Origin of the sequence: Pseudomonas sp. D3-10 (assembly GCF_051132175.1) — a bacterium.
In the GTDB taxonomy this organism is placed as follows: Bacteria; Pseudomonadota; Gammaproteobacteria; order Pseudomonadales; family Pseudomonadaceae; genus Aquipseudomonas.
Window position 1 is genome coordinate 4,547,270 of the sequence record NZ_CP071668.1, and the last position, 22,021, is coordinate 4,569,290.

The 22,021-nt window shown below is 62.0% G+C and carries 21 protein-coding genes; 10 read left to right on the forward strand and 11 right to left on the reverse strand.

Annotated features, from left to right (window positions below; translation table 11 throughout):
• The first annotated feature begins 32 nt into the window (after positions 1–32).
• The 3 genes from dapE (at position 33) to J3P90_RS20525 (ending at position 2,450) form a co-directional block, all read left to right on the forward strand.
• On the forward strand, positions 33–1,184 hold the full coding sequence (dapE, locus tag J3P90_RS20515; protein ID WP_434562521.1) for a succinyl-diaminopimelate desuccinylase: 1,152 nt from the start codon (positions 33–35) through the stop codon (positions 1,182–1,184).
• Positions 1,184–1,993: a putative RNA methyltransferase gene (locus J3P90_RS20520; RefSeq protein WP_434609804.1), complete on the forward strand. Its 810-nt coding sequence runs from the start codon at positions 1,184–1,186 to the stop codon at positions 1,991–1,993. Before dapE ends, J3P90_RS20520 begins: the two co-directional genes overlap by 1 nt.
• A 79-nt stretch (positions 1,994–2,072) precedes the next feature.
• Positions 2,073–2,450, forward strand: coding sequence for a hypothetical protein (locus J3P90_RS20525; protein WP_420764225.1), 378 nt, complete (start codon positions 2,073–2,075; stop codon positions 2,448–2,450).
• Positions 2,451–2,589: 139 nt separating this feature from the next.
• Here J3P90_RS20525 and J3P90_RS20530 read toward each other — a convergent pair whose 3' ends face one another.
• A complete protein-coding gene (locus J3P90_RS20530; protein ID WP_007927922.1) occupies positions 2,590–2,799 on the reverse strand; it encodes a cold-shock protein in 210 nt (69 codons plus the stop codon).
• A 240-nt stretch (positions 2,800–3,039) separates the two neighbouring features.
• On the opposite strand from J3P90_RS20530, the gene plsB reads away from it, so the two are divergent.
• The 3 genes from plsB to J3P90_RS20545 are packed head-to-tail and all read left to right on the forward strand — an operon-like array spanning position 3,040 to position 6,712.
• Complete coding sequence (plsB, locus tag J3P90_RS20535) at positions 3,040–5,541, forward strand: glycerol-3-phosphate 1-O-acyltransferase PlsB (protein WP_434675309.1); 2,502 nt, start codon at positions 3,040–3,042, stop codon at positions 5,539–5,541.
• A 53-nt stretch (positions 5,542–5,594) separates the two neighbouring features.
• A complete protein-coding gene (locus J3P90_RS20540; protein ID WP_420764223.1) occupies positions 5,595–5,993 on the forward strand; it encodes a YbaY family lipoprotein in 399 nt (132 codons plus the stop codon).
• A gap of 29 nt (positions 5,994–6,022) precedes the next feature.
• Positions 6,023–6,712 (forward strand): DUF4197 domain-containing protein, encoded by a 690-nt coding sequence (locus J3P90_RS20545; RefSeq protein ID WP_434562515.1) that lies wholly within the window; start codon positions 6,023–6,025, stop codon positions 6,710–6,712.
• Between the two features lie 135 nt (positions 6,713–6,847).
• On the opposite strand, the gene J3P90_RS20550 is transcribed toward J3P90_RS20545, so the two are convergent.
• Both J3P90_RS20550 and J3P90_RS20555 read right to left on the reverse strand, forming a co-directional pair.
• Positions 6,848–9,913 carry an efflux RND transporter permease subunit gene (locus J3P90_RS20550; protein ID WP_434562513.1) on the reverse strand — a complete coding sequence of 1,022 codons (3,066 nt, stop codon included), beginning with the start codon at positions 9,911–9,913 and terminating at the stop codon, positions 6,848–6,850.
• Positions 9,914–9,919: 6 nt separating this feature from the next.
• Positions 9,920–11,020 carry an efflux RND transporter periplasmic adaptor subunit gene (locus tag J3P90_RS20555; RefSeq protein WP_420764221.1) on the reverse strand — a complete coding sequence of 367 codons (1,101 nt, stop codon included), beginning with the start codon at positions 11,018–11,020 and terminating at the stop codon, positions 9,920–9,922.
• 93 nt (positions 11,021–11,113) lie between these two features.
• Here J3P90_RS20555 and J3P90_RS20560 point away from each other — a divergent pair, with 93 nt between their 5' ends.
• A complete protein-coding gene (locus J3P90_RS20560) occupies positions 11,114–11,749 on the forward strand; it encodes a TetR/AcrR family transcriptional regulator (RefSeq protein ID WP_434609795.1) in 636 nt (211 codons plus the stop codon).
• Positions 11,750–11,860: 111 nt separating this feature from the next.
• On the opposite strand, the gene J3P90_RS20565 is transcribed toward J3P90_RS20560, so the two are convergent.
• On the reverse strand, positions 11,861–12,643 hold the full coding sequence (locus J3P90_RS20565) for a class I SAM-dependent methyltransferase (protein WP_420764219.1): 783 nt from the start codon (positions 12,641–12,643) through the stop codon (positions 11,861–11,863).
• 92 nt (positions 12,644–12,735) lie between these two features.
• Between J3P90_RS20565 and J3P90_RS20570 the strand changes: the two genes are divergently transcribed.
• On the forward strand, positions 12,736–13,356 hold the full coding sequence (locus tag J3P90_RS20570; protein WP_420764218.1) for an energy transducer TonB: 621 nt from the start codon (positions 12,736–12,738) through the stop codon (positions 13,354–13,356).
• 3 nt (positions 13,357–13,359) lie between these two features.
• On the opposite strand, the gene J3P90_RS20575 is transcribed toward J3P90_RS20570, so the two are convergent.
• The 7 genes from J3P90_RS20575 to ppc form a co-directional block, all read right to left on the reverse strand.
• A complete protein-coding gene (locus J3P90_RS20575) occupies positions 13,360–14,058 on the reverse strand; it encodes an extensin-like domain-containing protein (RefSeq protein ID WP_434675310.1) in 699 nt (232 codons plus the stop codon).
• Positions 14,059–14,074: 16 nt separating this feature from the next.
• Positions 14,075–14,896 (reverse strand): isocitrate lyase/PEP mutase family protein, encoded by an 822-nt coding sequence (locus J3P90_RS20580; RefSeq protein WP_434609792.1) that lies wholly within the window; start codon positions 14,894–14,896, stop codon positions 14,075–14,077.
• A gap of 33 nt (positions 14,897–14,929) precedes the next feature.
• Positions 14,930–15,790 carry a DUF72 domain-containing protein gene (locus J3P90_RS20585; protein ID WP_434609789.1) on the reverse strand — a complete coding sequence of 287 codons (861 nt, stop codon included), beginning with the start codon at positions 15,788–15,790 and terminating at the stop codon, positions 14,930–14,932.
• Entirely contained in the window at positions 15,790–16,098 is a 309-nt protein-coding gene (locus J3P90_RS20590) for a hypothetical protein (protein WP_420764214.1), read from the reverse strand. Before J3P90_RS20590 ends, J3P90_RS20585 begins: the two co-directional genes overlap by 1 nt.
• A gap of 342 nt (positions 16,099–16,440) precedes the next feature.
• On the reverse strand, positions 16,441–17,121 hold the full coding sequence (gene tsaB, locus J3P90_RS20595) for a tRNA (adenosine(37)-N6)-threonylcarbamoyltransferase complex dimerization subunit type 1 TsaB (RefSeq protein ID WP_434675311.1): 681 nt from the start codon (positions 17,119–17,121) through the stop codon (positions 16,441–16,443).
• A gap of 94 nt (positions 17,122–17,215) precedes the next feature.
• Positions 17,216–17,863, reverse strand: a complete 648-nt coding sequence (adk, locus tag J3P90_RS20600) for an adenylate kinase (RefSeq protein WP_420764212.1) — start codon at positions 17,861–17,863, stop codon at positions 17,216–17,218.
• Positions 17,864–18,152: 289 nt separating this feature from the next.
• Positions 18,153–20,783, reverse strand: a complete 2,631-nt coding sequence (gene ppc, locus J3P90_RS20605) for a phosphoenolpyruvate carboxylase (protein WP_434675312.1) — start codon at positions 20,781–20,783, stop codon at positions 18,153–18,155.
• Positions 20,784–20,962: 179 nt separating this feature from the next.
• Here ppc and J3P90_RS20610 point away from each other — a divergent pair, with 179 nt between their 5' ends.
• Positions 20,963–21,307, forward strand: coding sequence for a pilin assembly protein (locus J3P90_RS20610; protein ID WP_420764210.1), 345 nt, complete (start codon positions 20,963–20,965; stop codon positions 21,305–21,307).
• A gap of 286 nt (positions 21,308–21,593) precedes the next feature.
• Entirely contained in the window at positions 21,594–22,007 is a 414-nt protein-coding gene (locus J3P90_RS20615) for a DUF4398 domain-containing protein (protein ID WP_014336761.1), read from the forward strand.
• Positions 22,008–22,021 lie beyond the last annotated feature (14 nt).

Below are 22,021 nucleotides of genomic sequence, written 5' to 3' on the forward strand. Positions count from 1 at the left end.
AGCCTTGCGTCCACATTATTCCCGGAGCTTCCATGACGGCCCACGCCGACCTTTCGCCGACCCTGCAACTCGCCATCGACCTGATCCGCCGTCCGTCCGTGACGCCGTTGGATGCCGATTGCCAGAAAATCATGATGCAGCGCCTGGGCGACGCCGGTTTTAAGCTGGAGCCGATGCGCATCGAGGATGTGGATAACTTCTGGGCCAGCCATGGCAAGCAGGACGGCCCGGTGCTGTGCTTCGCCGGCCACACCGATGTGGTGCCGACCGGTCCGGTGCAGGCGTGGCAGCTCGACCCGTTCAATGCGGTCATCGACGAACACGGCATGCTCTGCGGCCGCGGCGCGGCGGACATGAAAGGCAGCCTGGCGGCGATGGTTGTGGCGGCCGAGCGGTTTGTCGCCGACTACCCGGACCACAAGGGCTCGCTGACTTTCCTGATCACCAGCGATGAAGAAGGCCCGGCCCACCACGGCACCAAAGCCGTGGTCGAACGCCTCAAGGCCCGCCAGGAGCGCCTGGACTGGTGCATCGTCGGCGAGCCGTCGAGTACCACGCTGGTGGGCGATGTGGTCAAGAACGGCCGTCGCGGCTCCCTCGGCGCGAAACTCACCGTACGCGGCAAACAGGGTCACGTGGCTTATCCACACCTGGCGAAGAACCCGATCCACCTGGCCGCGCCGGCCCTGGCCGAACTCGCCGCCGAGCACTGGGACCATGGCAACGATTTCTTCCCACCGACCAGCTTCCAGATCTCCAACCTGAACTCTGGCACCGGCGCGACCAACGTGATCCCCGGCGATCTGGAAGCGGTGTTCAACTTCCGCTTCTCCACTGAATCCACCGTCGAGGGCCTGCAACAGCGCGTCGCCGATATCCTCGACAAGCATCAGCTGGACTGGCACATCGACTGGGCTTTGTCCGGCCTGCCATTCCTCACCGAGCCGGGTGCCCTGCTGGACGCCGTGTCATCGAGCATCAAGGACGTGACGGGCCGCGAGACGAAAGCCTCCACCAGCGGCGGTACGTCCGACGGTCGATTCATCGCCACCATGGGCACGCAAGTCGTGGAGCTGGGGCCGGTCAACGCGACCATCCACCAGGTCAACGAACGCGTGCTGGCGGCTGATCTCGACGTGCTCACCGAGATCTACTACAAGACGCTGATCAAGTTGCTCGCCTGATGCTCGCCTGCCCGATCTGCAGTGAACCGCTGAACGCCGTGGACAACGGCGTCGTGTGCCCCGCCGGCCACCGGTTCGACCGTGCGCGGCAGGGTTACCTGAACCTGTTGCCGGTGCAGCACAAGAACAGCCGCGACCCCGGCGACAACCAGGCGATGGTCGAAGCTCGCCGCGACTTTCTCAACGCCGGGCACTACGCCCCGGTCGCCCGGCGCCTGGCCGAATTGGCGGCCGAACGGGCACCTGGACGTTGGCTCGACATCGGTTGTGGTGAGGGCTACTACACCGCGCAAATCGCCGATGCCCTGCCCAACGCCGATGGCTATGCCCTCGACATCTCCCGCGAAGCGGTCAAGCGCGCCTGCAAACGCAACCCGCGGCTTACCTGGTTGATCGCCAGCATGGCCCGGGTGCCGCTGGCGGATGGCTGCTGCCAGTTCCTCGCGAGTGTGTTCAGCCCGCTGGATTGGCAAGAGGCCAAGCGCTTGCTCAGCCCCGGCGGCGGCCTGATGAAAGTCGGCCCTACCGCCGGCCACCTGATGGAATTGCGCGAGCGCCTGTACGACGAAGTGCGCGGGTACACGGACGACAAGCACCTGGCCTTGGTGCCGCCCGGCATGGCGCTGGATCACAGCGAAACCCTGGAATTCAAGCTGACGCTCGACAGCGGCCAGGACCGCGCCAATCTGCTGGCGATGACGCCCCACGGCTGGCGCGCCAGCGCCGAGCGCCGCGCCAACGTGATCGAACAGGCCGAGCCGTTCGAAGTCACGGTGTCGATGCGCTACGATTATTTCATTGTTCAATAATTAACCTTTGGCCCCTGGCAATCGCTTGGGGCCAGCTAAATCCGCGAATGGATTTTTCAAGACCACAGTGAGGACATCCATGCGCCAACCCGATATCGAGATTTACCTGAAGGACGCCGACGTTGACCACAAGGCCATCGCCCACTGGCTAGGCGAGGCCCTGGGCCCATGCAGCGACTGGGTACAGAAAGGCCAGACCTACAAGTGCAAGGCTGGCCACATTCCGGTGACCTGGCTGCCCAAGGCCGTAGGAAAATGGAACAGCCTCTATCTGGAAAGTGACCAGACCCCGTGGGAAGACGACATTGCCTGCGCCCGCGCCGCCTTCGCCGCGCTGAACGTCGAAGTGCGCTGCGCGCCCGGCTCCTGGGTGGAAGAAGAAGGGGAAGAATCGGCGGACCGCTGGATCCGCATCAGCGCCGATGGGGAAGAAGAGATTACCTGGAAAACGGCGTGATTTAGCGCCCAGCGCTGATCTAATGTGGGAGCGAGCCTGCTCGCGAAAGCGGTGTGACAGTTAATGAGTCATTGTCTGATACACAGCTTTCGCGAGCAGGCTCGCTCCCACAGGGTTTTGTGTTGCCGGTGAATGCGGCTTACAACCCCACCACATCCTCAGCCTGCAGGCCCTTCTGGCCTTCCACGACCGCGTACTCGACCTGCTGGCCTTCGGTCAGTGAGCGGTGGCCCTCGCCACGGATCGCGCGGTAATGCACGAACACATCCGCTCCGCCCTCGCGCTGGATAAAGCCGTAGCCCTTGGCGTCGTTGAACCACTTCACACTGCCGGTTTCGCGTGTTGCCATGATGCTCACTCCTGTTTTCTTATTGTTAAGTCGGCTTTTCCCGCCCGATTGAAAAGGCAAAGCCGTACGAACCTAAGCCACCGTCCGAACGTCCATGGGGAAGCCCCGGGCAGTAACCGGCCGAGTATATGACACCCGGAAAAACTCTCAACTGACTTTACTTCGGTGCTTTTTTGCCGATTTTCGACGAATCCGGCACACTGGCGCCCGCTCCATCCCATTCACTCATGCAGAAGCCGTATGACCCGCTCCCCGTTCCGCCGTCTTGTGTTTGGCACCTTGCGCCGACTTTTATATCTCTGGGTTCGCTCCGAGACGATCAATCAGTCGTCCTTTACCCTCAACCTCGACCGCAGTCGCCCCGTGTTCTACGTCCTGCAAGACCCTTCGCTGACCGACCTGGCGGTGCTCGACACCGAATGCACCAAGGCCGGCCTGCCGCGCCCGGTACTGCCGGTCTCGGTGGGCAACCTGCTGGAGCCGGCGGCATTTTTCTACCTGACGCCGGCACCGGACTGGCTCGGGCGCCAGGATAAACGCGGTGCGCCGCCCACCCTGACGCGGCTGGTCGACGTGCTGACCCACAACGCCGCCGAGGACGCGCAGATCATTCCGGTCAGCGTGTTCTGGGGCCAATCGCCCGACAGCGAATCCAGCCCGTGGAAACTGTTGTTCGCCGACAGTTGGGCGGTCACCGGACGCCTGCGCCGATTGCTGAGCATCATGATCCTGGGGCGCAAGACCCGCGTGCAGTTCTCCGCCCCGATCCATCTGCGCGAACTGATCGAGCACGATAAGGGCCACGAACGCACCGTGCGCATGGCCCAGCGGATCCTGCGGGTACACTTTCGCAACTTGAAAGCGGCGGTCATCGGTCCCGACATCTCCCACCGACGCCATCTGGTCAAGGGTCTGTTGAACCAGCCGCTGGTCAAGCAGGCCATCGCCGAAGAAGCCGAGCGGGAGAAGATCTCGCCGGAGAAAGCCAAAGCCCAGGCCCTGCGCTACGGCAACGAGATCGCCTCGGACTACACCTACACGGCCATCCGCTTCCTGGAAGTGGTGCTGAGCTGGTTCTGGAACAAGATCTACGACGGCATCAAGGTCAACCACATCGAAGGCGTGCAAAACGTTGCCCAAGGCCATGAAGTCATTTATGTCCCCTGCCACCGCAGTCATATCGACTACCTGCTGCTGTCGTACCTGCTGTTTCGCAATGGCCTGACGCCACCGCACATCGCCGCCGGCATCAACCTGAACATGCCGGTGATCGGCAGCCTGCTGCGCCGCGGCGGGGCGTTTTTCATGCGCCGCACGTTCAAGGGCAACCCGCTCTATACCGCCGTGTTCAACGAATACCTGCATACGCTGTTCACCAAGGGGTTCCCGGTGGAGTACTTCGTCGAAGGCGGCCGTTCGCGCACCGGGCGCATGCTGCAACCCAAGACCGGCATGCTCGCCATTACCCTACGCAGCTTCTTGCGCTCGTCACGCATGCCCATCGTCTTCGTGCCGGTGTACATCGGTTATGAGCGGGTCCTGGAAGGCCGTACCTACCTGGGCGAACTGCGCGGCGCGAGCAAGAAGAAGGAGTCGATCTTCGACATCTTCAAGGTCATCGGCGCCCTCAAGCAACGCTTCGGCCAAGTGGCGGTGAACTTCGGCGAGCCGATCAAGCTGGCGGAATTCCTCGACGGCGAGCAACCTGGCTGGCGCCAGCAGGAGCTGGGCCCGCAATTCAAGCCGGCCTGGCTCAACGCGACCACCAACCGCCTCGGCGAACGCGTGGCGCGGCACCTGAACGAGGCCGCCGCTATCAACCCGGTCAACCTTGTCGCCCTGGCATTGCTGTCCACCAGCCGACTGGCTCTCGACGACCAGGCCATGGCCCGCGTGCTGGACTTGTACCTCGCGCTGCTGCGCAAAGTGCCCTATTCGCCCCACACCACCTTGCCTGAGGGCGACGGCCGGGCGTTGATCGAGCATGTCAAAGGCATGGACCTGCTGTCGGAACAGAGCGATGCCTTGGGCAAGATTCTGTATCTGGATGAACAGAACGCCGTGTTGATGACCTACTACCGCAACAACGTGCTGCACATCTTCGCCCTTCCGGCGCTGCTGGCGAGCTTCTTCCAGAGCAGCTCGCGCATGAGCCGCGAACAGATCCTGCGTTATACACGGGCCCTGTATCCGTACTTGCAATCGGAGCTGTTCATTCGCTGGTCGCTGGAAGAACTGGACGATGTGGTCGACCAGTGGCTTAAAGCGTTCGTCGAGCAGGGCCTGCTGCGCTTCGAGAAAGACCTGTACTTGCGTCCCGTTCCAAGTTCTCGACACTTTGTGCTGCTGACCTTGCTATCGAAGAGCATCGCCCAGACCTTGCAGCGCTTCTACATGACCGTTTCGCTGCTGCTCAACAGCGGGCAGAACAGCATCAGCGCCGAAGAACTGGAAGACCTCTGCACAGTCATGGCCCAGCGGCTGTCGATCCTGCACGGACTGAACGCGCCGGAGTTCTTCGACAAGAGCCTGTTCCGCCACTTCATCCAGACGATGCTCGACCTCGACGTACTGCGCCGTGATGAAGCGGGCAAGCTAAGCTATCACGAGCTGCTCGGCGAATTGGCCGAAGGCGCGGCCAAGCGTGTGTTGCCGGCGGAGATTCGCTTGTCGATCCGCCAGGTGGCGTTGCATCGCAGTGAAGACGCCATGGCTCCGGACACGCCAGTCACCCAGGATTGATTCTGTCACAGGCCCCAGGATTTCACTGGGGCCCCCAATATGGAAATGTCCCCATGAAAAAGCTTCTTCTCGTCGCTGCTGCCACGTTGCTCAGCGCCTGCTCCAGCACGCCGCTGGCCAGCAAGAACAGCCTCGACGGCGAGGTGTTCTACCTGCAACGCATCGCCTTGCCGCCCACTGCTACCTTGACCGTGAGCCTGCAAGACGTCTCCCTCGCCGACGCGCCAGCCGTGACGGTCGATGAGCAGCGGGGCCCCGTCAAAGGCCAAGTCCCATTACCATTCAAGCTCAGTTATGATCCGGCGCAGGTCAAGCCCGGCCACCGTTATGCCGTGAGCGCCCGCATCGAAGTCGACGGCCAGTTGATGTTCATCAGCACTGAACAACACACCGTGCAGCTCGATGGCAAAGATCCGCAGCCGTTGAAGATTCGCGTCAACGCTGCACGCTGATTCCTGTTCCACTCTTCAAGGAAGCTGCCATGCTCCGCTTTACCCTTCGTTTCACCGGCCTGTGCGCCGGCCTGTTGATCTGCGCCAATGCCATGGCCCTGTCCCTCGGCGACCTTTCCCAGAAAGACGCCACGGGTGGTCTCAAGGATGCCCTGACCCAAGGCGCCCAGGTGGCGGTCAAGCAGCTGGGCACCCCAGGCGGGTTCAGCAACAACCCGGACGTCAAGATTGAATTGCCAGGCAAGCTCGGCAAAGTCGCCAGCAAGATGAAAGCCTTCGGCATGGGCGACCAGGTGGATCAGCTGGAAACCAGCATGAACCAGGCGGCCGAAGCCGCGGTGGTGCAGGCCCAGCCGATCCTGGTCGACGCCGTGAAGAACATGAGCGTGAGCGACGCCAAGGGCATATTGAGCGGCGGCAACGATTCGGCCACCCAGTACCTGAACAAGAGCAGCCGCGAGCAGATTCGCGCCAAGTTCCTGCCCATCGTCAAGCAAGCCACCGACAAGGTCGGCCTGGCCCAGCAATACAACGCCTTTGCCGGCCAAGCCGCGACACTGGGAGTGGTCGATGCCAAGAGCGCCAATGTCGAGAACTATGTGACTGAACAGGCGCTGGATGGTTTGTTCGAGATGATCGCAAAACAGGAAGCCACCATTCGCCAGAATCCGGCGGCTGCGGCGACCAGTTTGGCGAAGAAGGTTTTTGGCACTCTCTAAGCCAAGCGCAAAAACACTGTGGGAGCGAGCCTGCTCGCGATATCGGTATCAGCCATAACATCTCTGTTGGCTGTAGCACCGCAATCGCGAGCAGGCTCGCTCCCACATTTGATTTTCAGTGCTATCAGAATCGGTTCAAGTCTTCTTGACCCTGAACCACGCCGCATACAACGCCGGCAGGAACAGCAGCGTCAATGCCGTTGCCACGATCAATCCCCCCATGATCGCCACCGCCATCGGGCCGAAGAACAGGCTGCGTGACAGCGGGATCATTGCCAGCACCGCCGCCAGCGCGGTGAGCACGATCGGGCGGAACCGTCGCACCGTCGCTTCGATGATCGCCTGCCACGGGGCAAGCCCGGCCTTGATATCCTGTTCGATCTGATCCACCAGGATCACCGAGTTGCGCATGATCATGCCGGACAAGGCGATGGTGCCAAGCATTGCAACGAAACCGAACGGCTGGCGGAACACCAACAGGAACAGCGTCACGCCGATCAACCCCAGCGGCGCGGTGAGGAAGACCATGGCCGTGCGAGAGAAGCTGCGCAGTTGCAGCATCAACAAGGTCAGCACCACCACGATGAACAACGGCACACCGGCGTTCACCGATTTCTGGCCTCGGGCCGAGTCCTCTACCGTGCCACCCACCTCAAGCAGATAACCATCCGGAAGTTCCGCCTGGATCGGATCCAGTGTCGGGAAAATCTGCTGCACCAGGGTCGCCGGCTGTTCTTTGCCGTAGATATCGGCCCGAACGGTCACGCTCGGCAGGCGGTTGCGGTGCCAGATCACGCCCTCTTCAAAGCCATACTCCAGCGTGGCGATCTGCGACAGGGCAACGGTCGTGCCGTTGTCGGTCGGCACCGCCAGGCTTGGCAACAGCGACAGCTCCGTGCGCTCATGCACCGTGCCGCGCAGCAGAATCTCGATCAACTCGTTGTCTTCACGGTACTGGCTGACGCTGGATCCGGTGAGGGAGCTTCGCAAGAAGCTCGACAGATTCGCGGTGGTCACCCCCAAGGCTCGCGCACGGTCCTGGTCGATGTTCAGATAGACCACTTTGCTGGGCTCTTCCCAATCCAGATGCACATTGGCAACGTAGGGGTTTTCCCGGACTTTTGTCGCCACTTTCCTCGCCAGGGCCCGCACCTCCTCGATGTGCTCGCCTGTCACGCGAAACTGCACCGGGTAGCCCACCGGCGGACCGTTCTCCAGGCGCGTCACCCGCGAGCGCAAGGTTGGGAATTGCTCGTTCAGGGTGGTGATCAGCCAACTGCGCAACGGCTCGCGGTCTTCGATGGTCTTGGCCAACACCACGAATTGGGCGAAGCTCGGCGCCGGCAGTTGTTGATCCAGGGGCAGATAGAAACGCGGTGAACCGGTGCCGACATAAGCGACGTAGTTGTCGATACCGGCGTGGTCCTTGAGCAACGCTTCCAGGCGCTTGACCTGCTCGGCGGTGTTGACCAACGAAGCGCCTTCGGCCAATTTCAAATCGACCATCAGCTCCAGGCGCCCCGACGCCGGGAAAAACTGCTGCGGGACAAAACGGAACAACACGACCGAGCCCAGGAACAGCAGCACGGTCAACGCGATGACGGTCTTGCGCCGACGCACGCACCACTCCACCAATCGCCGTACACGCTGGTAGAACGGCGTACCGTAGGGATCGGGCTGGCCGTCCACCGTGCCATGCTTGGCCGCATGAATCTTCGCCAGGTCCGGCAGGAGTTTTTCCCCCAGGTACGGCACGAATACCACGGCAGCCACCCAGGAAGCCAACAGTGCGAGGGTCACCACCTGGAAAATCGAACGGGTGTACTCGCCGGTGCCCGATTGGGCGGTGGCGATCGGCAGGAAGCCCGCCGCGGTGATCAAAGTCCCGGTGAGCATCGGAAACGCCGTACTGGTCCAGGCGTAGCTGGCCGCCCTGATCCGGTCGAAGCCTTGCTCCATCTTGATCGCCATCATCTCCACGGCGATGATCGCGTCGTCCACCAGCAGCCCCAGGGCCAAGACCAGCGCGCCGAGGGAGATTTTGTGCAAGCCGATCCCCAGGTAGTACATCGCGGCGAAGGTCATCGCCAACACCAGCGGAATCGCCAGCGCCACCACCATCCCGGTACGCAGCCCCAGGGAGAAAAAGCTCACCAGCAACACGATGGTCAGCGCTTCCACCAGCACCTGGACGAACTCGCCGACACCGGTCTTCACCGCCGCGGGCTGGTCGGAAACCTTGCGCAATTGCATACCCGCCGGCAGCGTGTTCTGGATGCGGGCAAACTCGACTTCCAGGGCCTTGCCCAACACAAGGATGTCACCGCCCTCCTTCATCGCCACGGCCAGGCCGATGGCATCTTCGCCCATGAACCGCATGCGCGGCGCGGGTGGATCGTTGAAGCCGCGACGCACGTCTGCTACATCGCCGATGCGGAAGGTGCGGTCGGCCACGCGGATCGGAAAGTCACGGATCTCTTCCACGGTCTGGAAATTCCCGGAAACCCGTAGCTGCAATCGCTCGCTGGCGGTCTCGAAGAATCCGGCCGTAGACACCGCGTTCTGCGCTTCCAGGGCTTGCTGGACCGCCGCCAGCGGCAGGCCGAGGGTCGCCAGTTTCACGTTCGACAGTTCGACCCAGATTTTCTCGTCCTGCAGGCCGAGCAATTCGACCTTGCCCACATCCTTGACCCGCTGCAGCTGGATCTGGATGCGGTCGGCATAATCCTTGAGCACGCCATAATCGAAGCCGTCACCGGTGAGTGCGTAGATATTGCCAAACGTGGTGCCGAACTCATCGTTGAAGAACGGCCCCTGGATACCCGGCGGCAAGGTATGCCGGATATCGCTGATTTTCTTGCGGATCTGATACCACAGCTCGGGAATCTGCTTGGAATGCAAGGAGTCGCGAGCCATGAACGTCACCTGGGATTCGCCCGGGCGGGAGAACGAGACGATCTTTTCGTAATCGCCGGTTTCCATCAGCTTCTTTTCGATGCGCTCGGTGACTTGGCGCGACACTTCCTCAGCCGTGGCGCCTGGCCAGATCGTGCGAATGACCATGGCCTTGAAGGTGAACGGCGGGTCTTCGCTCTGGCCAAGCTTGGTGTAGGAAAGCGCCCCGACGATTGCGAGCAACAGCATCAGGAACAGTACGATCTGGCGGTTCCGCAACGCCCATTCGGAAAGATTGAAGCCCATCGGGGGTTACTCCTTGGCCGCCAGGTTGACTACGCGGTTGGAGCGATCCACCGGCCGCACCTGCTGGCCGTCCAGGAGCACATGCACGCCAGCGGCCACCACCCAGTCATTGGCACCCAGGCCTTCAAGCACCGGCACGTTGTTTTCGCCAAAGGCACCGACACGCACCGGGACTTTCTTGAGGGTGTTGTCGGGGTTGACCACCCAGACATAAGTCGCGCCGTTCTCGGCGGTGAGGGCCGACAGCGGCACTGACAGGGGGACCTTTTCGGCATTCTGGATAAACACCCGGGCGCTCTGGCCCAGTTCCGCCGGGACGCTGCCGGCGGTGAAGGCGACACGAGCGGCGAAGGTGCGGGATCTGGGATCGGCGGCCGGCGAGAGTTCGCGGATACGTCCGCTAAAGCGCTGGTCAGGTTGGCTCCACAGCTCGACCGAAACCGGCTGGCCAATCTTGAACCGACCGAAACTCTGCTCCGGCAGGCTGATCAGCACCTCGCGTTCACCGTCGGTGGCCAGGGTGAAGACGGTTTGACCGGCCGACACGACCTGACCCACTTCCACCGAACGCCGGGCCACGACGCCATCCTGGGGCGCACGCAAAATCGAATAGCTGGCCTGGTTGCTGGCAACGTCGAATTCAGCCTTGATCTGCTTGACCCGCGCGGCCCCGGAGCGAAAGAGATTTTCGGCGTTGTCGTATTGGGAGCGGCTGACCATCTGCCGCTCCATCAAGGTCTTGTAGCGGTCACGCTCGGCACGCACCAGGCTCAGGTTGGCCTCGGCGGCAGCGACCTGGGCCCGGCTCGCCTCGAGTTGCAGACGCACGTCTTCGGGATCGAGTTCAGCCAAGGGTTGATTGGCCTTGACCCGCTGCCCCTCCTCCACCAGCCGTCGGCTGACTTTGCCACCGATGCGAAAGGCCAGGTCCGGCTCGAATCGCGCCCGCACTTCGCCAGGATAACTGTCCATCGCCTGGGCCGAGGGCTCGGGCTTGACCACCATGGCCGGGCGGACGGTGACGGCCACCGGCTCCTCGTGGCCACACGCAGACAATAAAAAAGCCAGGCTGACTGGCACGGCGAGGGGCAGGACATAGCGGAACATGGTGGATGACCTTTCGCTAATGATGCTTGGAATAATTATACTGGCGGGTATGTTATTAATAGCAAACTCACCAGTCCAGTATTAAAGCGAAGAATGTCGAACAATCCTCCCCCTCCCAGCGGCCCTGGTCGTCCGAAGGATCTGGCCAAACGCCAGGCCATTCTCGATGCGGCCAAAAATCTCTTCCTGAGCCTGGGTTACGCCAGTACCAGCATGGATGCGGTGGCGACCGAGGCCGGTGTATCGAAGCTGACGGTCTACAGCCACTTCAACGATAAGGAAACGCTGTTTTCCGCCGCGGTGATCGCCAAGTGCGAAGAGCAAGTGCCGCCGCTGTTCTTCGAATGGGTCGAAGGCGTCCCGATCGAGCACGTGTTAATGAACATCGCCCGGGGCTTCAATCAACTGATCAACAGCGACGAGTCGGTGAATCTGCATCGGCTAATGGTCGCCCTGGGTAGTCAGGATCCGAAGCTCTCGACGATTTTCTACGAGGCCGGCCCGCAACGCATGCTCTGCGGCATGGAGCGGTTATTGAGCAAGGTCAACCAGAGCGGCGCCTTGAGCATCGACAAACCGCGAAATGCCGCCGAGCATTTTTTCTGCCTGATCAAGGGGGCGGCCAACTTCAGGTTGCTGTACGGCTGCGACGGACCGCAAGACGCCGAGGCGGCCGAGGCTCATGTGCAGGAAGTGGTGGGGTTGTTCATGCGGGCCTATCGGCCCTAGTTCCCAAGCGCCATCACCTGGGGGCTTCATTCGCGAGCAGGCTCGCTCCCACAAGGGATCGTGGTGTTCCGTGTGGGAGCGAGCCTGCTCGCGAACGGGGGCGCCTCGGTTTCAAGCCTTGAGCGCCTTCTTGGGATAGATATCGTACCGACTGGACTTGCCCTCGAGCCCATGGCTCGGCTTCGGCCCTTCGATGCAAGGCGCCTTGCGCGGGCGCTTGACCACCACCCGGTGGGTCGCCAGCGCCAGCGCCGCGGCCAGCAGCGCCGGTGCGTCATTGTCATCGCCCACCAAAGGTCGGAACAGGCGCATTTCCTTTTTCACCAGGGCGGTTTTCTCTCGATGGGGAAACATCGGGTCCAGGTAGATCACCTGGGGCGGCTCGCCTTCCCAATGGCGCATCACCTCGATGGAGTTGCCCTTGAGCAAACGCATGCGCGCCACGATCGGCGCCACGTCGAAATCTTCCGCGCCACGGGCCAGGCCATCTTCCAGCAGTGCACCGATCAGCGGCTGGCGCTCGATCAGGCTCATTTCGCAGCCCAGGCTCGCCAGCACAAACGCGTCCTTGCCCAACCCGGCCGTGGCGTCGAGTACCCGCGGACGCACACCTTGGGCGACACCGACCGCCTTGGCGATCATCTGACCGCTGCCACCGCCGTACAAGCGCCGATGGGCCGCGCCACCCTCGACGAAATCCACCCGCACCGGTCCCGGCGCGTCCGGACCCAATTGCTGCAATTGCAATCCCTGCTCGCCGACCTGCAAGGCAAACTCGCCATCGTCCACTTGCAAAGGCAGGCCAAGCCGCTCTGCCCATTGTTCGGCCTGGGGCTGGAACGCCGGAATCAAGGCCTCGACATGGATGCGGCAGGCCGCGGGTTGCTCAATCATGAAAACACGCTCGAAAAAATTAAGGATCGGCAAAACCAGCCGATAACAACGGTGAACGGCATTTTGCCAGAGCTGAGCGTCGACCGAGAAAAATGTCAGACATTCAATCCACATCGATAGGCGTTATCTCCCCTTACGGCGATTACAGCCTGCGTAACACCCAAGCGCTGAGCGGCGTCAGTCACCTGTGGCAGGATTTTTTTGCCCGGGCCCTGGCCGATCAACTGGGTGAAAACGCACCGGCGCCTGGCAGCTACCAGCCCGTCGCCCTCGATGAAGCGGTTGAACCGACCCTTGGCGCCGAGCTGCTGGAGCACATCGTCAGCCAGCGCACCTGCGACGTGAAGGAAACCCAGGTCAAGCCGCCAGAGCCGTTGTTCCTGCCGATTGCCGAGTTCGAACTGGATTTGCTGGACAAACCGTTCCCACCGTTCCCGCCCGAAGAAATCGTTGCCCAGCAAAAGCAGCAAACCTTCGAGAGCAACTGGGTTCGCCCGATCGTCCTCACAGCCGGCCAGCCACAGTCGGAACCGGGCCCGGCGCCGCACCCGCGTCCATTGCACCTGCCGATCGCCGAGTTCGAACTCGACTTGCTGGATAAACCGTTCCCTCCGTTCCCGGAAGAGGAATTGGTGGCGCAGCAGAAACAACTCGATTTCGATACCCGTTGGGCACGTCCGATCGTTCTGCAGAACCTTCGTATCGCCGCCTGATTCTTACCGACAGATCCACCACGGCCCTACATCCAGATGGAAGTGGTTGCGGTGCGCCGCGTTGTAGTCCGGACTCAACACCACACTGAACATCTCACAGGCGCCATCTCGCACCTGCCGCAGGAACTGCGCATCGGTGTTGTCTTTCGGCCAGTCCCTGAGCACGCTGATCGCCTTCCCATTGGCCAGGCGAAACCCGGCAATATCGAGCGCGCTGGCGGTGGCGTGCTGGCTGCGCGCCCCGCTCTCACGGCCGTACATGTTGCGACAGGCAAAGCTGCCCAGATGATCGACCCGCGTGACTTTCTGCCCATAGGCCGCCGTTGCCGCCGGCTGCAGCGCATGACGCTCGAACAACGCGAAAGCCACGGCCAGCGGGCAACTGGCCAGGAAGCTGCTGCTCAGCGCCACATCGCCGCCCTGCACTCGCAACACATTGGTCAACGGACAGGTGGTGTTGGCGCCGCTGTCCGCCTGGCGAGAGGTCCGAAGCCCTGACGTAGCGAGCGCCTGGTCGCACAGTTGCGGGTCGTTGCGCAGGGCCATCAGCTTGTAGCGGGTCAGCATGTTCGGCGGGGCGCTGACGTCCAGCGGCGCCCAGGGATTCCATTGCGGCGGCACCGACAACCAGCCGCGCCATACGCCAAGCACTGCGGCGCCGACGATCAGCAGCACCACCATCAAACCTTTGAAAAACCGCACGACAACGCCCCGGGCATCAGCCCTTGAATAATTGATTGGCCTGCTTGAATGGCATCGAGCGACGGGTGAAGGTGAACGTGCCTTGCTCCTGGATTTCCTGCGCGGCGCGGAAGAACTCGCCATAGGCCGCCAGCGCCAACGCCGAGCCGACACTGATGCGCTTGACGCCCAGTTCGCTCAACTGCGCCACGGTAAGGTCCAGGGCGCCGGACATCAGCACATTGACCGGTTTGGGCGCCACCGCTTGTACCACCGCGAGGACCTGTTCGGCGCTGCTCAATCCTGGCGCGTACAACACGTCGGCGCCTGCGTCGGCGAACGCCTTGAGGCGTCGGATCGTGTCGTCCAGGTCGGGTTTGTTGTGCAGGAAATTTTCCGCGCGGGCGGTGAGCATGAACGGGAACGGCAGGCTGCGCACCGCCTCGGCCGCGGCCTTGACCCGCGCCACTGCTTGATCGAAACGATAGATCGGGCTGTCTTCGCGCCCGGTGGCGTCCTCGATGGAGCCCCCCACCGCCCCGGCCTCTGCCGCACGCAGCAGGCTGGCCGCGCATGCGTCGGGCGCATCGGCAAAGCCGTTTTCCAGGTCGACCGCAACTGGCAGATCCGTGGCCGCCACAATCGCTCGCACGTTGGCCAGGGTGTCATCCAGGCCCAGAGCACCATCGGGCCGCGCCAGGGAAAAAGCGTGGCCGGCACTGGTGGTCGCCAAGGCTTCGAAGCCAAGGCTGGCGAGCATCTTCGCCGATCCGGCATCCCACGGATTGGGAATTACAAAGGCCCCTTCGCGTTCATGCAGGGCCTTGAACGCCTGGGCTCGCCGGGTTTGTGCATCCATCAGAGTCGCTCCTGAGCAATGGGAGGGTTTGCCTTAGAGCAATCCCAGTTGCTCGGCGGCGGGTTCTCTATATAGCTCAGGCAGGGCCGGCAAGCCAGGCAAACGGTTCATCAAGCGGCTGTGAAAACGCATCGCGAGCTTTGCCGCCAGAAGGTTGTCGGCGGTGTGCAGGAACATGTACGGGGTGCGCCCTTCTTCGATCCACTCGGCGATTTTTTCCACCCAGGGCGTCAGGAACGGCTCGTTGGCTTCCACCACTGGATGGCCGACGAAGCGCACCTGCGGGCATTGAGTGAAAGCCGCTGGCCGCGTAGGCACCCGAGGCTTCTTGTATTGCGCATCAAGCACTGAGGGATCGGTCGAGGCGCAGCTGAACAAGCCCCGTGGATCGAGACAGATGCGTTCCACGCCGCGATCGAGCAACAGGCGATTGAGCCGGCGCTCGGCATCGCCCTTGGCAAAAAACTCGTCGTGACGGACCTCGACCGCCAACGGGCTCGGGAACGCGTCGATAAACGCCGCCAGCTCCTGCATCCGATTGGGCGTGAAGGCCTTGGACAGCTGCAGCCAAAACGGCGAGACGCGCTTGCCCAGCGGGCTGAGCAGTTGAACGAAGGTTTCAGTGGCGGTCAGGTGTTCACGCAAGTCGCCGCCATGGCTGATGTCGCCCGGGATCTTGGCCGTGAAACGAAAATGCTCGGGCATGATTTCCGCCCAGCGCTGGACAGTGGCCGCAGACGGGCTCGCATAGAAGGTCGTGTTGCCTTCCACGGCATTGAAAACCTGGCTATAGAGGTTCAGGAAGTCGGAGCTTTTTGCGTCTTGGGGATAAAGATAATCGCGCCAGGCGTTTTCGCTCCAGGATGGGCAGCCCAGGTAATAAGGCAACCGCATCAGATGTAGAGGTCGAGCCCTAGCACTTCCATATCCCAGTCGACAAAACCGGCAGTGCTCAAATAACTGGCAAGGGCCGTGGCGACACTGCGGCTCATGGCGCGGTGATACAGCATGTCCTGCTGACGGGCGGGGAGATTGCTCAGGCGCTGCGCAGAGGCTTTGGCGGCACGTGCGGCCAGTTGCTCTTCGGACGGAAATTCCAGGTCGCCATCGATATCATCGAAGTTTTCGGGCTCAGCGGATTTACCCGCACGAGGCCGACGCTTGATCGGGTAGGACTGGGATGAAACGCCGTCTATACGCATGACAGAATGCTCGGTATCAATGATGGCAATTTAGCGGCACATTCGTAGCCGCGCAAACGCGCAAGTGATAACTAGAACACAGAAAGCTAAAAAGGTTTAAAAACGGGCCGGAAAAGTGACGACTGGCAATGTGGCGTGTGACTTTTAGTTAGAGAAATGACTTTTCAAGCGCAAATCTGAAATTGGTCGATGCCCTTGTGGCGAGGGAGCTTGCTCCCGCTCGAGTGCGTAGCACTCGCTCGATAGTTGGCTTTCACACCAAGGTCGGGGCCGCTCCGCCCGAAGCGTCGGACCGTCCCAGCGGGAGCAAGCTCCCTCGCCACGAAGGCCGTTCGCTTGAGGTCAGAGCCGCTCGGATTTTGGCGTTGCTACCTTGTCCCGCAGGTAAACCGGCTGGGCATCATCGGCCGCAATGGCCTCGCCGCGTTCCCAGGCGAAGCGTGCCAGCGCAAGCAAGTCTTCGGCATGGGGCAACATCGAGGCGTCCTGGCCAACAAGGCTGACACCGATCCGCTCGGCATAACCCCAGCCCGTACCGGCGCCGAACCAATCACCGCTCGCCTCAGCCGGCAGCGCCGCCGCCTCGGGTGGCAATACCGCTTCAGGCCCCGCCAGGCGCATCTCGCCGTTGGCTTCGCGATAGCAGCCCCAATACACCTCGTCCATGCGCGCATCGATCGCCGCGGCGACCTGGCGCGCACCGTGTTCGCGCAGGGCGCGCTGGGCCAGCACCGCCAGGTTCGACACCGGCAGCACCGGGCGCTCCAGGGCAAAGGCCAAGCCCTGCACCACGCCGATGGCGATGCGCACACCGGTGAAAGCCCCGGGCCCGCGACCGAAGGCGATTGCATCCACCGCTTGCAAGTTGGTGCCGGCATCGCTGAGCAACTGCTGGATCATCGGCAGCAATTTCTGCGCATGCAAACGCGGGATCACCTCGTAATGGCTCGTGACCTTGCCGTTGTGCAGCAAGGCAACGGAGCAAGCTTCAGTCGCGGTGTCCAGGGCCAGCAAGGTGCTCATCGATGTGTCCGTAAATCAGGTGGGGAAAAAGTGCGCCAGTATAAACAACTACGGCCCGCAAGCGGGCCGTAGTTGTTGCTGCCGATCAGACTTTTCAGCTCAAGGCCGCAAGCACTTTGGCAGTGATGGCCTCAACCGAACCGACGCCTTCGATATGGCTGTATTTCGGCTTGCCGTTGGCAGCCGACAGCTTCTGGTAGAAATCCACCAGCGGCTTGGTCTGGGAGTGGTAGACCGACAAACGATGACGCACGGTTTCTTCGGTATCGTCCTTGCGCTGCACCAGTTCTTCACCCGTCACATCGTCCTTGCCTTCGGCTTTTGGAGGATTGTAGACGGTGTGATAGACACGGCCGGACGGCTCATGAACACGTCGACCGGCGATGCGCTGGACGATTTCTTCGTCCTCGACGGCGATTTCAACGACTGCATCCAGCTCGACGCCGGCGCTCACCAGGGCTTCAGCCTGTGGAATGGTGCGCGGGAAACCATCGAACAGGAAGCCATTGGCGCAGTCAGGTTGAGCGATACGATCCTTGACCAGGGCGATGATCAGGTCATCCGACACCAGGCCGCCGGCATCCATGATGCTCTTGGCCTTGATGCCCAGCTCGGTGCCGGCCTTGACCGCCGCACGCAGCATGTCGCCGGTGGAGATTTGCGGGATACCGAATTTTTCGGTGATGAACTTTGCCTGAGTACCTTTACCGGCCCCGGGAGCTCCCAGCAGAATGACGCGCATCGATGTGCTCCTCAATTTTTTTATGTAAACGCTCGGATTCGCCTCGTGGGGCCAATCTCGGAAAACAGGATCGTGGCCGCCCAAACGGCCAAAGGCTGATCAAGATACACAGCAGGCCCGACCCACACAAGCCGCCGAAAGTCGGAGGAACCCGCGTCGAACGCGACCTTCGTACGAGGTGGCGAGAGTCGCAACCTGACAACAAACTGTCGCCTGGCCGACCTGTCGTTCTCCATAAACGGCTACGCCCGGACGAGCCGGGCGAGTTGTCGCGGGTAACGACCCGACGTCAGCCGGTGTTGCGCAAACCGGCGGCGATCCCGGCTACAGACACCAGCAATGCCTGTTCCACGGGGCTGCCTTGGGCAACGTCCTGCTGCCGCGACCGTGCCAGCAGTTCGGCTTGCAACAGGTGCAAGGGGTCGAGGTAAGTGTTGCGCAGGCGAATGAATTCCAAGGTATCTGGGCTATGTGCCAGTAGCTGCGACTGGCCGGTCAACCCCAGGACCACCGAGCAGGCCTGCGACAATAGGTCGCGTAAATGCTCGCCCAACGGCAGCAATGCCGGTTCCACCAGACGCTCATCGTAAGACTGGGCAATATCGGCGTCGGCCTTGGCCAGCACCATCTCCAGCATGTCGATGCGGGTGCGGAAGAACGGCCATTGTTCGCGCATCTGCCCCAGCAATTCACCCTCGCCGCGCTCCAGCGCCTTGCCCAGGGCGGTTTCCCAACCGAGCCAGGCTGGCAGCATCAGGCGGGTCTGGGTCCAGCCGAAGATCCACGGAATCGCCCGCAAGCTCTCGATCCCCCCGGCGCGACGCTTGGCCGGACGGCTGCCCAAGGGCAGACGACCCAACTCCTGCTCCGGCGTGGACTGGCGAAAATACTCGACGAATTGCGGATTTTCCCGCACCACCGCGCGGTAGGCACTGACACCGTCAGCGGCCAATTCGTCCATCAAATGGCGCCATTCTGGCGTGGGCGGCGGCGGTGGCAGCAGGGTCGCTTCCAGCACCGCAGCGAGATAAAGGTTGAGGTTCTGTTCGGCGATGTCCGGCAGGCCGAATTTGAAACGAATCATTTCGCCTTGCTCAGTGGTGCGGAACCGCCCCGCCACCGAACCTGGCGGCTGCGACAGGATCGCCGCGTGCGCCGGGCCACCGCCACGGCCTACCGTACCCCCGCGACCATGAAACAACAGCAGTTCGACTTGCTGCTCGCGGCAGATGTCCACGAGTCGCTCCTGCGCTCGATACTGTGCCCAGGCCGCCGCCGTGGTCCCGGCGTCCTTGGCTGAATCGGAATAGCCGATCATCACCTCCTGGGGTCCATGCAGGCGCGAGCGATAACCCGGCAACGCCAGCAGGCGCTCCATCACCGGCCCAGCGTTGTCCAGGTCGGCGAGGGTTTCGAACAGCGGCACCACCCGCATCGGCCGCAACACGCCGGCTTCCTTGAGCAGCAATTGCACTGCCAGCACATCGGAAGCGGCACCGGCCATCGAGATCACGTAGGAACCCAGGGACGCCGCCGGCGCCGCCGCGACTTCCCGACAGGTCGCCAGGACCTCACCAGTGTCGGCCGACGGTTTGAAATGCGGCGGCAACAACGGACGTCGGTTATTCAGCTCATCCAGCAGAAAACGGATGCGCTGCTCTTCGTCCCAGTCTTCATAGCGTCCAAGCCCGAGGTAATCGGTGATCTCGGTCATGGCCGTCGTGTGGCGCGTCGAATCCTGGCGCACATCGAGGCGTACGAGGAACAGCCCGAAGGTCACCGCGCGGCGCAGGCAATCGAGCAGCGGCCCGTCGGCAATCACCCCCATGCCGCACTCGTGCAGGGACTGATAGCACAACTCCAGCGGATCGAGCAGTTCGCGGTTGTCCTGCAACACTTCGGCAGAGGCCGGCGTAGTGGCTTTCAAGGAGGCCTGGGCCCAGTTGCGGGTGGCCCGCAGGCGTTCACGCAATTGCTTGAGTACCGCGCGATAGGGTTCGGCGCTGTCACCGGCCTGGGCGCGCAAGGCCTCGCTGGCCTTTTGCATGGAGAGGTCGGCCGCCAGGTGATCGACATCGCGCAGATAAAGGTCCGCCGCCATCCAACGCGCCAGCAACAGCACTTCGCGTGTGACCGCGGCGGTGACGTTCGGGTTGCCATCCCGGTCGCCGCCCATCCAGGAGGCAAAGCGGATCGGCGCGGCTTCCAGCGGCAAGCGCAGCCCGGTGGCGGCGTGCAGGGCCTGGTCGGCCTTGCGCAGGTAATTGGGGATGGCCTGCCACAGCGAATGCTCGATCACCGCAAAGCCCCACTTGGCCTCGTCCACGGGCGTGGGCCGGGTGCGGCGGATTTCTTCGGTGTGCCAGGCTTCGGCGATCAATCTTTGCAAGCGCTCATGGATCTGCGCGCGCTCGGCACTGGTGAGGTCACGGTGATCCTGGGCCGCCAGTTGCGCGGCGATGGCGTCGTATTTCTGGATCAGCGTACGCCGGGCGACTTCCGTGGGGTGGGCGGTGAGGACCAACTCGATATCGAGCCGGCCCAACTGCCGGGCCAGCGATTCGGCGCTGTGGCCTTCGGCGCGCAAGCGTGCCAGCAACTCGGGCAACACTCGCGCTTCAAACGGCGCAGGCTTGGATTCTTCGCGCCGATGAATCAACTGGTATTGCTCAGCGATGTTGGCCAGGTTCAAGAACTGGTTGAACGCTCGCGCGACCGGCAGCAATTCCTCCTCGCTCAACTGATTGAGGCTGGCGCTCAGTTCGGCGTCCATGGAACCACGTCGGTCCGCCTTGGCGCCTTTGCGGATCTGCTCGATCTTGTCGAGAAAGGTGTCCCCGTACTGGTCGCGAATGGTGTTGCCCAGCAATTCGCCGAGCAGGTGGACATCCTCGCGCAGGCGGGCATCGATATCGGTCATCAGCAGTTCTCCAGCAAAAGGTCCGGACAGCTTTGTAGGAGAGAGTGCCGATGCTGATCGTTTATGACAAGCGACGAAGGGACATTAAACCTTGTCGGACAAAGCTAGTCTCAAGATAAGCCACACAACGGCTTGTCACTGTCGCGCCTGCCATAAGCAGGGCTATTGATGAGGTCATCATGAAAATCCGTGAGCTTGCCCAGCATTGGGAAGAAAATGCCAAGGGTCGCCTGACCCAGACCGGCTACACGATTCATCTCGATGTAGAGGCCGCTGCGCGCCTGGCGGCCATCTGCGACATGTACCCCAAGCGTCAGCCCGAAGAACTGCTCGGGGAGCTGATCGGCGCCGCGTTGGAAGAGCTGGAAGCCAGCTTCCCCTACGTCAAGGGATCGCAAGTCGTATCGACCGATGAGGAAGGTGATCCGCTGTACGAAGACGTGGGCCCGACGCCACGTTTTCTCGCGCTGTCACGCCGTCATCTGCGCGAACTTTCCTCCCACAGCGACAAATCCAAACACTGATTGCCGCCCTTTCCAGCGTGCGAAATTCCAGCGCGGAGCCTGTCCCAGTCGCGCTGGAATACCGCTGCCCGCCTTGAAAGTTCAGCTTTTTGGCGCTTGACCAATCAGTCAGTATTTCTTTTGGCGAATGGCCATCCTTGCCTGAACTTTTGAAAAACGCCTCGGGTCACACCGAATAACCATACTGGAACGGCCGTTTAAAAAAACGCGCCCTGGCGCCAGCGCCAAAACAGACGTCACGGCTTCGGTCCCAGCATGGAATGGTGTTTTTTTCAGGAGTTTTCCAATGGAGTTGAAGCCTATGAATACCTGCACTGCCAAACCCTCATCCACTGGCCTGCGCGGCCTGAAGTTGGCTGCCCTGGCTATCGGTAGCAGCTTCATTCTGGCCGGTTGTGCCGGCAACCCACCTTCGGAGCAATACGCGGTCACGCAATCTGCGGTCAACAGCGCCGTCAGCGCTGGCGGCACCGAGTTTGCCGCCGTGGAAATGAAATCGGCCCAGGACAAGCTCAAGCAGGCCGAGATCGCCATGCACGACGAGAATTACGAAGAGGCCAAGCGTCTGGCCGAACAGGCCGAATGGGATGCCCGCGTCGCCGAGCGCAAGGCCCAGGCCGCCAAGGCCGAACAGGCCCTCAAGGATTCCCAGAAAGGGGTTCAGGAACTGCGTCAGGAAGGCATGAACAAGGTCCAGTGACCCGGTTCGAGCCA

Coding starts and splice junctions, on each gene's coding strand:
- dapE (WP_434562521.1), top strand. CDS start 33: ATGACGGCCCACGCCGACCTTTCGCCGACCCTGCAACTCGCCATCGAC.
- J3P90_RS20520 (WP_434609804.1), top strand. CDS start 1,184: ATGCTCGCCTGCCCGATCTGCAGTGAACCGCTGAACGCCGTGGACAAC.
- J3P90_RS20525 (WP_420764225.1), top strand. CDS start 2,073: ATGCGCCAACCCGATATCGAGATTTACCTGAAGGACGCCGACGTTGAC.
- J3P90_RS20530 (WP_007927922.1), bottom strand. CDS start 2,799: ATGGCAACACGCGAAACCGGCAGTGTGAAGTGGTTCAACGACGCCAAG.
- plsB (WP_434675309.1), top strand. CDS start 3,040: ATGACCCGCTCCCCGTTCCGCCGTCTTGTGTTTGGCACCTTGCGCCGA.
- J3P90_RS20540 (WP_420764223.1), top strand. CDS start 5,595: ATGAAAAAGCTTCTTCTCGTCGCTGCTGCCACGTTGCTCAGCGCCTGC.
- J3P90_RS20545 (WP_434562515.1), top strand. CDS start 6,023: ATGCTCCGCTTTACCCTTCGTTTCACCGGCCTGTGCGCCGGCCTGTTG.
- J3P90_RS20550 (WP_434562513.1), bottom strand. CDS start 9,913: ATGGGCTTCAATCTTTCCGAATGGGCGTTGCGGAACCGCCAGATCGTA.
- J3P90_RS20555 (WP_420764221.1), bottom strand. CDS start 11,020: ATGTTCCGCTATGTCCTGCCCCTCGCCGTGCCAGTCAGCCTGGCTTTT.
- J3P90_RS20560 (WP_434609795.1), top strand. CDS start 11,114: ATGTCGAACAATCCTCCCCCTCCCAGCGGCCCTGGTCGTCCGAAGGAT.
- J3P90_RS20565 (WP_420764219.1), bottom strand. CDS start 12,643: ATGATTGAGCAACCCGCGGCCTGCCGCATCCATGTCGAGGCCTTGATT.
- J3P90_RS20570 (WP_420764218.1), top strand. CDS start 12,736: ATGTCAGACATTCAATCCACATCGATAGGCGTTATCTCCCCTTACGGC.
- J3P90_RS20580 (WP_434609792.1), bottom strand. CDS start 14,896: ATGGATGCACAAACCCGGCGAGCCCAGGCGTTCAAGGCCCTGCATGAA.
- J3P90_RS20585 (WP_434609789.1), bottom strand. CDS start 15,790: ATGCGGTTGCCTTATTACCTGGGCTGCCCATCCTGGAGCGAAAACGCC.
- J3P90_RS20590 (WP_420764214.1), bottom strand. CDS start 16,098: ATGCGTATAGACGGCGTTTCATCCCAGTCCTACCCGATCAAGCGTCGG.
- tsaB (WP_434675311.1), bottom strand. CDS start 17,121: ATGAGCACCTTGCTGGCCCTGGACACCGCGACTGAAGCTTGCTCCGTT.
- adk (WP_420764212.1), bottom strand. CDS start 17,863: ATGCGCGTCATTCTGCTGGGAGCTCCCGGGGCCGGTAAAGGTACTCAG.
- ppc (WP_434675312.1), bottom strand. CDS start 20,783: ATGACCGATATCGATGCCCGCCTGCGCGAGGATGTCCACCTGCTCGGC.
- J3P90_RS20610 (WP_420764210.1), top strand. CDS start 20,963: ATGAAAATCCGTGAGCTTGCCCAGCATTGGGAAGAAAATGCCAAGGGT.
- J3P90_RS20615 (WP_014336761.1), top strand. CDS start 21,594: ATGGAGTTGAAGCCTATGAATACCTGCACTGCCAAACCCTCATCCACT.